We start from the raw sequence: 12,344 nt of genomic DNA, 5'->3' as shown, positions 1-12,344 counted from the left end.
CAACTGATGGGACACGAAACCGGCGGGGCTGAGTCTGAAAGTATCCTCGCTGTTGTTCGCGATATATTGCTTCGTGCTTGGGATCCGATCGGCATATCTGACATTCCCGAAGCCCAGGACGAATATGACGCCTATGCCGACGTCGTATGCGGCATGCTGGTCAATGCCAACGCAACGGCAGAAGACATCGCCAGCTACCTCTTCGAGATTGCGACAGAGCATATGGGCCTGTCATATCCCGAGTTGGCCAAGCGATGTGAGAGAGCCGCACGAAGAATCCTGGCACTTCGATAAAACCGGCATGCAGGATCAGGCTAACCGCGGTCTTCACCGTATGGGTACTCTAGGCCTCGCCGTCAAAACTGTGCGCACCTCACATCAAGATCGCACCTATTCAATCGTGCCCACGCCCTCGATATGTCGTTGGAACGCCAGCCGCTTCATGGCATTGCGCGAGAGTTTCCAGCCAGGCTGCCAGTCCATCCGGCACTTTGGCATTCCCCACTTCCATGGCTTCCACCCACGACAGATCGCATTGCAGGGCACTTGCCAAATTGATCGGCGTCCAACGGATATGCAAAAGGCATTCAGAAAAGCGTTCTGGGGTCATGAATATCCTCCGCGATAGCGTTCACGGTGTCAGAGGGTAGTGCGAAGTCAAGCGGCACAGGTAGCTTACTTTTGAAACTGTAGGCTTAATCGCAACACTGTCGCCATAGTTCAAAAGAACTTCCGTCCACATAACAATTTGATTCTATCGAAGAAAAATGGTGTGAGCACGACCTTTAATAAAAAAGCCGCAGCTTGGCACTATGACTAGTTGGTGCATGTCATCACGCCGTCTCTGGTATATCTTTTCTCTCTCGCACAATGGCTTTAGCCACCTAAGTCCCCCGCCGCTATTCCCTATCGTACATGCCTGCTCGCCCAAATTCGTCGTAGTCGCGGCTCATCACTATGGCAAAGCTCTTTCAGCCGTCGTCAGGAAGACTAATGTTGAAGCTGTCATATGCAACATGTAAGCCGTGATCTCGTCAGGGACTTCTGTGGGTGTCGACCCTTGCCCATGACCAGCAAGCTTATTCCTGCCTGTCGGTACACTACTTTCGAGGAGGCTTCTAAGAGAGGAAAGCTGTGTCTGCCAAAATGAAGGAACGAGCCCTTTGTCGAACATTACGGCGATAAGGTCTTTTGCCCCGCCTTTGGGATCGTAAGCCCACCTTCGTTTGTCACAAATAGCCTTCATGGTGCTCTCGAAAGCTTTTAGGCAGTCAACCAGCGCTTCCTTGTTGTTCCCATCCTTGTAGTGTTCGTATGCGTTGATGAACTCTTCGTGGGGTCCACGGTACTCCCTTGTGTTCAGGAGATTTAAAGCAGGTTTCACAGCCTCAGCATGAAGGAGTTGGGAATCGACCCGGATAATCTCACCGTCCACGAACTGGTAACCGACCCCATTTTCTTTGAAACGCTCGTTCAGCTCTTCAATGGCTCCGTCACAGATTTGACCACCACTTGATCCATGAATGTAATCCCGCTGACGTGCGACCAAATCAACAGCGCGAAAGCTTATTTCAACAACGTCGAGGCATTGCTCCACGTTCTCAACTCGCAGCAAAAAATCAAAAAGCTCCTTTCCATAAGAAACTCCGTATCTGTCATTTGTTGGTGGCAAATAAAACAAGCCATACTCTCTGCATAGCCCCTCAACTATTGTTTTGTATGTTTCGTTGACTTGAGGTTCTTGATATCTTTCTCCCGGATTTCCTAGTGCTTCACTTATTATATGGACGATCTGCACTCGAAGCTTAGGGGGGATTGAAGTGTAGGTGTAAACATCCGGGACCTCTCCCCTCAATTGGCTTTGTCGTTTTGAAAATAAGCCCCACACGGCCATTGCGAACCTCTACCCTGATTCCCGAGTTGTGTAGAGATTCAGTCAGATTCAACCAAAAGAGTCGAGAGCAACCCTCGTCTGGAAACAGCATAATTTCTCTGAGAAAATCTCGGGGTGCTATACACTAAGGCACTAGACCCCTGAACCCCTGAACCCCCCAGTACCCCGTCGAGGACATTCGTGGTGGGAGGGAATGCTTTTGAGCTTTGCTATTCTCTGTTGGAGGTTCTGCCCGTCATCACGCCATAAACTTTCGGGTCCACCCTCGAATCAGCGCCATCTCATTCTATTCTCATTACACAGATGCCGCTTTAGCTCAGTCGGTAGATGAGCGAGCTTGTCGAGCGTCGTCAGTGTTCGGAGATGCAATTGAAAATACTCAGGGAATTGCAAAGGTTTTTGGTGCCGCTTACGTGACTCGAACACGTGACCCCATCATTACGAATGATGTGCTCTACCGACTGAGCTAAAGCGGCATTCCGGGGGTTCGGTATGGCCCCGCGATTTGCATGGGGCTGATACAGTCAATGCGACGAGATTTCAAGCGTTCAAATCGCTGAATGGTAAAAAAGCGGGGGGCTTGTGAAAAAGTAGCCGCGCTTCAAGGGTCCCTAGAGCGCCAGTCGAGCCCGTGCCTGCCGGTATTCCGCCTCTAGCCGGTCGACAAGCGTAGCCACCGGTTCGATGGCTTTGACTGCGCCGATTCCCTGGCCGGAGCCCCAAATATCCTTCCAGGCCTTGGCGCCGGTCGTTGCCGTTTCGAAATCCATCTTCGAAGGATCGGCTTCGGGCAGCTTGTCCGGGTCCATGCCGGCGGCACGGATCGAGGGCTTCAGATAGTTGCCATGTACGCCGGTGAAAAAGTTGGAGTAGACGATATCGGCCGCCGCGCCGTCGACGATCGCCTGTTTGTAGGCTTCCGCCGCGCGCGCCTCTTCGGTGGCAATGAAGGGTGAGCCGATATAGGCCATATCCGCGCCCATCGCCTGGGCGGCCAGGATCGCGCCACCATTGGCAATTGCGCCGGCGAGCAGCAACGGCCCGTCGAACCATTCGCGGATTTCCTGAACCAGCGCGAAGGGCGAGAGCTGGCCGGCATGGCCGCCGGCGCCCGCCGCCACGGCAATCAGCCCGTCCGCTCCCTTGCGGATCGCCGAATTGGCATGACGGTTGTTGATGATGTCGTGCAGCACGATGCCGCCATAGGAATGCACGGCTGCATTGACCTCCGGCACGGCGCCGAGCGAGGAGATGACGATCGGCACCTTGTATTTGACGCAGAGCATCAGATCGTGTTCCAGCCGCTTGTTCGACGCATGGACGATTTGATTGACGGCAAAGGGAGCCGATGGACGGTCGGGATGCGCGGCGTCGTGGGCGGCGAGATCCTCCGTGATCATCGCCAGCCATTCGTCCAACTGGCTCTCCGGCCGGGCGTTCAATGCTGGAAACGAACCGACGACGCCGGCCTTGCATTGGGCCAGCGTCAATACCGGATGCGAGATGATGAAAAGGGGCGAGGCCACGACCGGCAGCCGCAGGCGCTCGGTCAGGACAGAGGGAAGGGCCATGAACATCATCCGTTTGACGTTTACGAAAACGTCAAACGGATAGCAGATGTCCGCCGGGAGGGGAAGATGGGGAAGAGGCAGGCAGCAGGCAATGGGCGGCGGAGGCATTCGGCAATAGGCAATAGTGATAACCTATCCGCGCTCACGCTTCCTACTGCCTCACCTGCCACCCCATTTGTGTCGTCTTTGCCATTTATCCCCGCCGGAGTGTTCGCGGGTTCTTTGGAGAGACTTGCACATTGCTGGTCAGGGCGTTACCGAATTCGGTTAGCGAATGGTAAAGAAATGGTCGTCTTGCCAGTAGAGTATGCGAGCGCATCGCGAGTGAGAGTAAAGGACCTGATGTGAGCGGATTAGAAACGGCTATCAGAAGCGCGTTGGAGCGATCCGATCGCGCCAATCCGGAAATCCGGGCTCGCATCTATCAATCGGCGCGACAGGCGCTTGAAGCCGGACTTCGCAAGCAGGACATTACCGACATCGGCATTATTTCGGCTCAGCGCCAACGCCTTGAAGCGACCATCCGGGCGATCGAGGGTGAAGAGCGTGCCCGCCCGCCGGAGATGCCCGTGACCCCTGAGGTGGAACCGCCTCATGTGCCTCCAGCGGCGCCGCAACAGCGGGCGCCCCAACCGACGCAGCAGCGTCAGGAGCCTGTGATGAGCGTTCGCGGCGAGACGCGCGATCGTCCCGCTGCCCCTCAAGCCTCTGTTCCTGTCGAGCCCGCTGCACCGGAAGGCGATTTGGGCGACATGCGCGCTGGCCCGGCCGATCATCTCGGCGCCGATAGCGATGAACATCAACTAGTTGCCGCGCCGACCGCAACGCGGTCGATGAATTTCAAGCCCGAGCGCGCCGCCGTTCGCCGCAAGCCGCGCAAGTTCTTCTCGCGCCTGCTGGTCTTCTGCATCCTGCTCGCCTTTCTTGGCGTCGGTGCCTGGTGGATCAAGACCTCGGGCGTGTTCATGACGGCGGCGCAGCGCGACACCAGCGTTCCCAATCCGCCGGCGCATGTCGATTCCCAGGATTTCAACGGCAGCAACAATGCCGATGATACATCTGATGACGAGGACAATAGCGGGCCGCCTGCTAATCCGGGGCTGGCGACGATCGACCCGCAGAACAACTTCTCGGCGGAGTGGATCGAAATTTTCAAGCCGACCGACTTGGCAAAGGTCGTAAGCGGCGCGCAGGCCAAGGCCGAGAGCGTCTCGGAGAACGAAGGTCCGGCCGTGCGCCTGACCTCTCAGGCCAGCGGTCCCGATGGCAACGCGTCGGTCGAAGTGCCGGCAAACGTGCTGCAGCAATTGGCCGGCAAATCGTCGACCATCGCGCTCACACTGCAGTCCACCTCGGATACGCCGACGCAGATCACTGTCGAGTGCGATTTCGGCTCCCTCGGCAGTTGCGGGCGTCATCGCTTCGACGTCACCCGTCAGAAGACCGATGCGCTGTTCCAGGTCCGTTATGATCGCTCGTTGGCGCCGACTGCGCCCGGCCATCTCATCATCAACAGCGATGTGGACGGCAAGGCGCGCGGCATCAATATCTACGCCATCCGCGTCCTGCCGGGACAATAAGGCTGGGTTGCATTCTGCCTATTTGATGACATGCAATCCCATGCCAAGGATCTTGTCGTCGATCTCGCCGATCGCCTTTTCGTCCCTGCCGTCATAGTCGAGCGTCAGCAGAATATGACGGATGAGGTTGAGGCGGGCGCGGCGCTTGTCGTTGGCGTGGATCACCGTCCATGGCGCGTAGTCCACATGCGTCTCCTTCAGCATGCGGTCGCGCTTCTCGCTATAGTCCTTCCATTTGCTCAGTGCAGCGATATCCATCGAGGAGAGCTTCCAGACGGCGCGCGGATCGTGGCGCCGATCGTGAAAGCGCTTGAGCTGCATTTCCCGGCCGATATCGAGGTAGAATTTGAAGAAGTAAATGCCGTCCTGGACGATGAGCTTTTCCATATGCGGGGTCTGCTTCAGGAATAGCTCGTATTGCTCGTGCGTGCAGAAGCCCATGACCGGCTCGACGCCGGCGCGGTTATACCAGGAACGATCGAACAGCACGAATTCGCCGGCTGTCGGGAACTGGGCGACATAGCGTTGGAAATACCATTGCCCAGCCTCGCGATCGGTCGGCTTTGTCAACGCTACGGCGCGCGCGAGGCGGGGGTTCATATGGGCCGACGTTGCGGCGATCGAACCGCCCTTGCCGGCGGCGTCGCGTCCCTCGAAGAGCGCCATTACCCGCTTGCCGGTCGCCTGCAGCCAGAACTGTACCTTGATGAGCTCGATCTGCAGCTTTTCCAGCTCTTCCAGATATTCTTCTTCCTTCAGCTTCTTCTTGTAAGGAAAGCCTGCGGAAGCAAGCGCCTCGTCTTCGATCCAGTCCGGCAGCACGGGGTCATCGACATCGAAAATGCGCGTCTTGCCATGAATATCCAATTCCACCGCCCGGCTTTTCACGTCCTCTGCCATGTCCGCTGCTCCTCCGAAATTTACGCCGTCTTAACCATATCTGCCGGTGCGGCAAAAAAGCCTCATGGGCAAGTTGGGTCATTTATCCAGTATTTTCAAGCCCTTTGCCGGCCTCATCCTTCGCCGGCTACATTTATTGCGGTAAGCCGCGGGCTTCTGTGGATAGAGCCGAAAACTTCTGTCATGAATCCCCGCTAAGACGCGGAGTCTTGGATTCCGCTATGAGAGGCGAAGGGACGGGTGCAATTGGAAGACGAATGGTCATTCCTTGGTAGGCTGGCTGCAAGGCTGCGGCAGGAGATCGCCATCCTCATTCTTGCGACGCTGATCGCCGTTATGGCGCTCGTCGAAGGTATCAATGCTGCCGTCATCTTGTGGATGTGGGTCGTCGTTGTCATCGTCGCGCTGATCCGCCGGCCGCTGACCGCGCAGATTGCGCCGCCGACGCTCGTCGAGCCAGCGCCCACCGATCCGGAAGCCTTGCTTCGCACGGTATTCTCCGGCCTCGCCGCGCTCGACATGCCGGTGCTGATCATCGACCGCGAGGCCTCCGTCCTGGTGCAGAATGCCGCCGCGGAGAAGGCATTCGGCGCCTTTCCGCTCAATGCTCACATCTCCGCCAAGCTGCGCTCCCCCGGCGTGCTCGACATGGTGCGCGAGACGATCACCACCAACACGCCGAACCAGATCGAGCATTCCGAGCGTCTGCCGTCCGAGCGCGTCTATATCGTCCGCATCGCGCCGGTCGAGCTGCCGGAGACCGACATCGAGCCCGGCACCTTCTTCGTGCTGTCTTTCCGCGATATCTCCGAGCTCCGGCATATCGACCGCATGCGCTCCGATTTCGTTGCCAATGCCAGCCATGAGCTGCGCACACCGCTCGCCTCGCTCCGTGGTTTCATCGAAACCATTCAGGGGCCGGCCAAGGCGGATCCAAAGGCGCAGCAGCGTTTCCTGGGCATCATGTTCGACCAGACGACGCGCATGAGCCGGCTGGTCGACGATCTCCTGTCGCTGTCGCGGCTGGAGCTGAAGTCGCATATCGCGCCGGATCAGAAAGTCGACCTCGTGCCGTTGCTCGGCCATGTCCGCGACGCGCTGCTGCCGCTTGCCGACGACCTCGACGTCACCATCAATCTGCATCTGCCTCCCGGCAAGGTGGAGGTGCTGGGCGATCGTGACGAATTGGTGCAGGTCTTCGAAAACCTCATCGAGAATGCCTGCAAATATGGTCAGGAAGGCAAGGTGGTCGAGGTTTCGCTCTTGAACGACTCGAGCCAGGCCGTCGAGGTCATCATCTCCGACAGGGGGCCGGGCATTCCGGCGGAACATGTGCCGCGCCTGACGGAGCGTTTCTATCGCGTCAATGTCGAGGACAGCCGCTCGAAAAAAGGCACCGGCCTCGGGCTTGCCATCGTCAAGCACATTCTCACCCGTCACCGCGCGCGACTGATCGTCAAATCGGAAGTCGGAAAGGGAACGGACTTCACGGTACGCTTCTGAACGCCTCTGTGAATCGCCTATTTTGGGCGCAACTTAATCCATAAATTTCAATTGGTTGAACTGTCATAATTGTTTCACTCGCCTGACATAAAAGGGCGGTGCTTTGACAGCTAAAAAAGAGATGCTGAACAGGCGGATGTCCCGTTCGCCGTCGCGCTCTTCAAAGCCTGTCAGGGAGGGTTCACCATGAACACGTTGAAACTGTCTGTCATAGCGTTGGTCGTATCCGCCGCTTTCGCTGGGGGCGCCACGGCCCGCGATCAGATTCAGATTTCCGGTTCCTCCACCGTGTTCCCTTATGCCAAGATTGTTGCCGAGACTTTCGGCGAAACCTTCACCGCGTTCAAAACGCCGGTCGTCGAATCCGGTGGCTCCGGTGCCGGCCTGAAGGAATTCTGCAAGGGCGTCGGCACCGATTCCATCGATATCGCCAATTCTTCGCGCGCCATCAAGGATAGCGAACTCAAGGCCTGCAAGGCTGCCGGCGTTGCCGATATCGAGCAGGTCAAGATCGGTTATGACGGCATCGTCTTCGCCTTCGACAAAAGCAATCCCGACATGAAATTCGTGCCCGCCGATCTCTACAAGGCGCTGGCCGCCGAAGTTGTGGTGAGCGGCAAGCTGGTTCCCAATCCCTATAAGAAATGGTCGGAGATCAATCCGGCCCTGCCGGGTTTTGAGATTGCAGCCTATATTCCGGGCGAGAAGCATGGCACGCGCGAGGTCTTCGAAGAGAAGGTGCTCGCTGCCGGCTGCAAGGAGTCCGGTGCGCTTGATGTCATCAAGGCAACCGTCTCCGATCCAGATCAGCAGACCAAGAAATGCATTGCGGTGCGCAAGGACGGCGTAGCGGTCGATATCGATGGCGATTATCCCGAGACGCTCGCCCGCATCGACGCCAACAAGCACGGCGTCGGCGTCTTCGGCCTCTACTTCTATCAGAACAATGCCGACAAGCTGAAGGTCGCGACCGTGAGCGGCATCGTGCCGTCGGGCGAGACCATCGCCAACGGCACCTATCCAGTGTCACGGCCGCTGTTCTTCTACGTCAAGAAGGCGCATCTCGGCGTCATTCCGGGCCTGAAGGAATATGTCGAGTTCTTCACGAGCGATCAAATGATCGGACCGGACAGCGCCCTGGCCGAATACGGCCTGGTGCCGGCGCCGGATTCCGAGCGCGACCAGATCCGCAAGGATTTCGCGGACGGTAAGATCATGTGATGGCGTAAGGACTGCCCGTCGGGGAATAGGAATGAGTTTGTCACTGTTGCTGTCGTGCCTGTCGATCATCGGCGCCCTTGCCTTCGTGCTGGGGCGGACGAGAGCGGCTGCACTGTCGGGCAACAGGTCCTCGGCCATGCATTCGCGGCTCGGCTATCACGGCGCCTATGCCGCCATCTGGGCGGTATTGCCGGCATTGGCGCTGATCTGCGCCTGGCTGGTGATCAGTCCGGAGGTGATCGATCGTTTCGTGGTCGGTTCCTTTCCGGAGGAGGTGAAATCCCTTCCGACGGCCGAACTCAAACTCAGCTACAGCATGGTACGCAGCCTGGCCCATGGCATGCGCCAGCTCGATGACCAGGAACTTGCCGCCGTCGCCAACGGCTCGGCCGATCTTCAATTGGCCCTGGCGCAAAAAGGCGTCCCGCTCGCCGCCCGGCCGACCGGCTATATGATCGACGCCGCCAATCAATATAACGGTATGCGGGGTGTGAGCCGTGTCGTCATGTCCGTCGCGGCCATCATTCTTTCGTTGCTCTGCGCCATCCACGGCTTGCGCGCCATCGCGCCGCGCTTTCGCGCCCGCAACCGGGTGGAGCAGGTCATTCTCGGCGGTCTGATCGTGGCCTCGTCCATCGCTGTGCTGACGACGGTCGGCATCGCTGCTTCGATGCTGTCGGAGGCCGCCCGCTTCTTCAACATGGTTCCTGCCGCCGAGTTCTTCTTCGGCACTGTCTGGGATCCGGGCTTTACCGGCGCCGGCGCGCGGACATCGGGTACCTTCGGCCTCATTCCGTTGCTGGCCGGCACGCTTTATATCGGCTTCGTCGCCATGCTGGTTGCGGTGCCCGTCGGGCTGTTTGCCGCGATCTACATGGCCGAATATGCCTCGGCCCGCGTGCGCTCCATCGCCAAACCGATGCTTGAGGTGCTCGCGGGCATTCCAACCATCGTCTATGGCTTTTTTGCCCTGGTGACCGTCGGGCCATTCCTGCGCGACATTTCCGCAGACATCAACGGCCTGCTGACGGGCAGTTACACGAGCTTCATCGAGGCGCAGAGTGTCCTGACTGCCGGCTTCGTCATGGGCGTCATGCTCATCCCCTACGTCTCCTCGCTGTCCGACGATATCATCATGGCCGTGCCGCGCTCGCTGCGCGATGGTTCGCTCGGCCTTGGCGCAACGCGGTCGGAGACGGTCAAGCGCGTCCTCCTGCCGGCCGCATTGCCGGGCATTGTCGGCGCGCTGTTGATGACGGCGTCGCGGGCGATCGGCGAGACCATGATCGTCGTATTGGCTGCCGGCGTTGCCGCCCGCATGCAGCTCGACCCCTTCGAGCCGATGACGACGGTCACCGTGAAGATCGTCAACCAGTTGACCGGTGACCTCGAATTCACCTCGCCGCAGACATTGGTTGCCTTCGCGCTTGGCATCACGCTCTTCGGCCTGACCTTGTGCCTGAACGTCTATGCGCTCTACATCGTGCGCCGGTATAGGGAGCAATACGAATGAGCGATGTCGTATCTTCCGCCCCGTCGCCTGTTCCGCGCGGGCTAACACCCGGCACGCCGCTGCGGCGCGATATCGGCATCAGGCGACGCTACGCCGCTGAACGGCGTTTCCGCGCCTATGGCCTTGCCGCCGTTACCTTTGGCCTGGTCTTCCTCATCATCCTGGTCTCCACAGTGGTACGCCACGGCTATACCGCCTTTGTGCAGACCTCGATCACCCTGCCAATCGAGTTCACCGAGAAGGTCATCGATCCCTCAGGCAGGCGCGGCAGCGATCCGAAGGTGCTGATCGCGGCCAACTATCCCGTTCTCATCCGTGACGCCCTGGTGAAGGCGCTGGACATCGATCCTTCCAATCGGGCGCTCGTGCGCGAGGCGACGGAAATGGTATCGGACGGCGCGCGGATTGCCTTGCGCGAGAGGGTCCTGGCCGATCCGTCTGTCATCGGGAGGACGGTAAAGGTCACTTTCCTCGCCGGCGCCAATATCGACTCCGCCAACAAGGGACAGATCGACCTGACGGCCGACGAAAAGGATCGCAAGGTCTCCGATCGGCAAATTGCCTGGATGAAGCAGCTCGCCGCCACGGGCGCCCTGCACGAAGCGTTCAATTCCGGCCTGTTCCTGTCGGGCAATTCCAGTCGCCCGGAGGCTGCGGGCCTCGGCGTCGCGCTGATCGGCTCGTTCTATCTCATGCTGACCGTGCTGGTCCTGGCGCTGCCGGTCGGCGTTGCTGCCTCGATCTATCTTGAGGAGTTCGCGCCGAAGAACCGGCTGACGGATCTGATCGAGGTCAATATCAACAATCTCGCTGCGGTCCCGTCGATCGTCTACGGCCTGCTCGGGCTCTCGGTCTTCATCAACTTCATGGGCCTGCCGCGTTCCGCCTCGCTGGTCGGCGGGCTGGTGCTGAGCCTGATGACGCTGCCGATGATCATTATCGCCACGCGGTCGGCGCTGCGTGCCGTGCCGCCGTCGATCCGCAGCGCTGCCCTCGGCCTAGGCGCTTCGCGCATGCAGGTGGTGTTCCACCATGTCCTGCCGCTCGCCATGCCCGGTATCTTGACGGGCACGATCCTCGGTCTGGCGCATGCGCTCGGCGAAACCGCGCCGTTGCTGCTGATCGGCATGGTCGCCTTCGTCGCCAATTATCCGGCGGGGCCGCTCGATCCTTCGACGGCCTTGCCGGTGCAAATCTACATGTGGGCGAGCGAAGCCGAGCGCGCTTTTGTAGAAAGAACCTCCGGGGCCATCATCGTCCTGCTCTTCTTCCTCGTTGCGATGAACATCGGCGCCATCCTGCTGCGCCGTCGCTTTGAGCGGCGCTGGTGACAGGAGGCGATGGAATGAACATGATGACGGAAGCCGCGAGCGAAAAAGCACTGGCCAGGAAGATGATGACGATCCCCTATAAGATGATCGGCCAGGCTGTCTCGGTCTATTACGGCGACAAGCGTGCGCTGTTCGATGTCGACCTGAACATCCGCGCCAACACGGTCACCGCGCTGATCGGTCCTTCCGGCTGCGGCAAGTCCACTTTCCTGCGTTGCCTCAATCGCATGAACGATACGATCGACACCTGCCGCGTCACCGGCAAGATCACGCTCGACGATCAGGATATATACGACAACAGCATCGACGTTGTTGAGCTGCGCGCCCGCGTCGGAATGGTGTTCCAGAAGCCCAATCCGTTCCCGAAGTCGATATACGAGAATGTCGCCTATGGCCCGCGTATCCATGGCCTGCATCGGTCCAAGACCGATCTCGACCATATCGTCGAAACCAGCCTTCAGAAGGCCGGGCTGTGGGGCGAGGTGAAGGACCGGCTTTTTGAGGCAGGGACCAGCCTCTCCGGCGGCCAGCAGCAGCGCCTTTGCATCGCCCGTGCCGTCGCTGTCAGTCCGGAGGTCATTCTCATGGACGAGCCGTGTTCGGCGCTCGATCCGATTGCCACCGCCAAAGTCGAGGAACTCATTCATGAGCTTCGGGAAAACTTCACGATCGTCATCGTGACGCATTCCATGCAGCAAGCAGCCCGCGTTTCGCAGCGTACCGCAATGTTTCATCTCGGCCATCTGGTCGAGGAGAACGATACCGATAAGATGTTCACCAATCCCGATGATTTCCGCACGCAGGATTACATCATGGGCCGTTTTGGCTGAT

The 12,344-nt window shown here is 58.9% G+C and carries 11 protein-coding genes and 1 tRNA gene; 7 read left to right on the top strand and 5 right to left on the bottom strand.

Annotated features, from left to right (window positions below):
* Positions 1-6 precede the first annotated feature (6 nt).
* The gene (locus tag GGD50_RS18010) at positions 7-294 is read left to right on the top strand and encodes a hypothetical protein (protein WP_245407406.1); all 288 of its coding nucleotides are present in this window, start codon (positions 7-9) and stop codon (positions 292-294) included.
* A 100-nt stretch (positions 295-394) separates the two neighbouring features.
* Here the strand turns inward: GGD50_RS18010 and GGD50_RS18005 are convergent, their stop codons facing one another.
* From GGD50_RS18005 to GGD50_RS17990, 4 genes are all read right to left on the bottom strand, one after another.
* On the bottom strand, positions 395-610 hold the full coding sequence (locus GGD50_RS18005) for a hypothetical protein (RefSeq protein WP_107106902.1): 216 nt from the start codon (positions 608-610) through the stop codon (positions 395-397).
* Between the two features lie 345 nt (positions 611-955).
* Complete coding sequence (locus tag GGD50_RS18000; RefSeq protein ID WP_107106903.1) at positions 956-1,894, bottom strand: STM4504/CBY_0614 family protein; 939 nt, start codon at positions 1,892-1,894, stop codon at positions 956-958.
* A gap of 400 nt (positions 1,895-2,294) precedes the next feature.
* Positions 2,295-2,370: transfer RNA gene (locus GGD50_RS17995), tRNA-Thr, on the bottom strand.
* 135 nt (positions 2,371-2,505) lie between these two features.
* Positions 2,506-3,465, bottom strand: coding sequence for an NAD(P)H-dependent flavin oxidoreductase (locus GGD50_RS17990; RefSeq protein WP_107107048.1), 960 nt, complete (start codon positions 3,463-3,465; stop codon positions 2,506-2,508).
* 344 nt (positions 3,466-3,809) lie between these two features.
* Between GGD50_RS17990 and GGD50_RS17985 the strand changes: the two genes are divergently transcribed.
* A complete protein-coding gene (locus GGD50_RS17985) occupies positions 3,810-5,045 on the top strand; it encodes a hypothetical protein (protein WP_107106904.1) in 1,236 nt (411 codons plus the stop codon).
* An 18-nt stretch (positions 5,046-5,063) separates the two neighbouring features.
* On the opposite strand, the gene ppk2 is transcribed toward GGD50_RS17985, so the two are convergent.
* Positions 5,064-5,945 carry a polyphosphate kinase 2 gene (gene ppk2, locus GGD50_RS17980; RefSeq protein ID WP_107106905.1) on the bottom strand — a complete coding sequence of 294 codons (882 nt, stop codon included), beginning with the start codon at positions 5,943-5,945 and terminating at the stop codon, positions 5,064-5,066.
* A gap of 336 nt (positions 5,946-6,281) precedes the next feature.
* On the opposite strand from ppk2, the gene phoR reads away from it, so the two are divergent.
* From phoR to pstB, 5 genes are all read left to right on the top strand, one after another.
* On the top strand, positions 6,282-7,448 hold the full coding sequence (phoR, locus tag GGD50_RS17975; protein ID WP_107107049.1) for a phosphate regulon sensor histidine kinase PhoR: 1,167 nt from the start codon (positions 6,282-6,284) through the stop codon (positions 7,446-7,448).
* A gap of 186 nt (positions 7,449-7,634) precedes the next feature.
* The gene (locus tag GGD50_RS17970; RefSeq protein WP_107106906.1) at positions 7,635-8,669 is read left to right on the top strand and encodes a substrate-binding domain-containing protein; all 1,035 of its coding nucleotides are present in this window, start codon (positions 7,635-7,637) and stop codon (positions 8,667-8,669) included.
* A 31-nt stretch (positions 8,670-8,700) separates the two neighbouring features.
* Positions 8,701-10,182: a phosphate ABC transporter permease subunit PstC gene (gene pstC / locus GGD50_RS17965; RefSeq protein ID WP_107106907.1), complete on the top strand. Its 1,482-nt coding sequence runs from the start codon at positions 8,701-8,703 to the stop codon at positions 10,180-10,182.
* The gene (pstA, locus tag GGD50_RS17960) at positions 10,179-11,513 is read left to right on the top strand and encodes a phosphate ABC transporter permease PstA (protein WP_107106908.1); all 1,335 of its coding nucleotides are present in this window, start codon (positions 10,179-10,181) and stop codon (positions 11,511-11,513) included. Before pstC ends, pstA begins: the two co-directional genes overlap by 4 nt.
* A 14-nt stretch (positions 11,514-11,527) precedes the next feature.
* The gene (gene pstB / locus GGD50_RS17955) at positions 11,528-12,343 is read left to right on the top strand and encodes a phosphate ABC transporter ATP-binding protein PstB (protein ID WP_107106909.1); all 816 of its coding nucleotides are present in this window, start codon (positions 11,528-11,530) and stop codon (positions 12,341-12,343) included.
* The last annotated feature ends 1 nt before the right edge of the window (position 12,344 follow it).

The organism is Martinezella paranaensis (assembly GCF_014200235.1).
GTDB classification, from domain to species: domain Bacteria; phylum Pseudomonadota; class Alphaproteobacteria; order Rhizobiales; family Rhizobiaceae; genus Rhizobium; species Rhizobium paranaense.
The sequence above is the reverse complement of the archived record's forward strand: the minus strand, read 5'-3'. Positions and strand labels throughout refer to the sequence as shown.

Coding starts and splice junctions, on each gene's coding strand:
- ppk2 (WP_107106905.1), bottom strand. CDS start 5,945: ATGGCAGAGGACGTGAAAAGCCGGGCGGTGGAATTGGATATTCATGGC.
- GGD50_RS17990 (WP_107107048.1), bottom strand. CDS start 3,465: ATGGCCCTTCCCTCTGTCCTGACCGAGCGCCTGCGGCTGCCGGTCGTG.
- pstB (WP_107106909.1), top strand. CDS start 11,528: ATGAACATGATGACGGAAGCCGCGAGCGAAAAAGCACTGGCCAGGAAG.
- GGD50_RS18005 (WP_107106902.1), bottom strand. CDS start 610: ATGACCCCAGAACGCTTTTCTGAATGCCTTTTGCATATCCGTTGGACG.
- GGD50_RS18000 (WP_107106903.1), bottom strand. CDS start 1,894: ATGGCCGTGTGGGGCTTATTTTCAAAACGACAAAGCCAATTGAGGGGA.
- GGD50_RS17970 (WP_107106906.1), top strand. CDS start 7,635: ATGAACACGTTGAAACTGTCTGTCATAGCGTTGGTCGTATCCGCCGCT.
- phoR (WP_107107049.1), top strand. CDS start 6,282: ATGGCGCTCGTCGAAGGTATCAATGCTGCCGTCATCTTGTGGATGTGG.
- pstC (WP_107106907.1), top strand. CDS start 8,701: ATGAGTTTGTCACTGTTGCTGTCGTGCCTGTCGATCATCGGCGCCCTT.
- pstA (WP_107106908.1), top strand. CDS start 10,179: ATGAGCGATGTCGTATCTTCCGCCCCGTCGCCTGTTCCGCGCGGGCTA.
- GGD50_RS18010 (WP_245407406.1), top strand. CDS start 7: ATGGGACACGAAACCGGCGGGGCTGAGTCTGAAAGTATCCTCGCTGTT.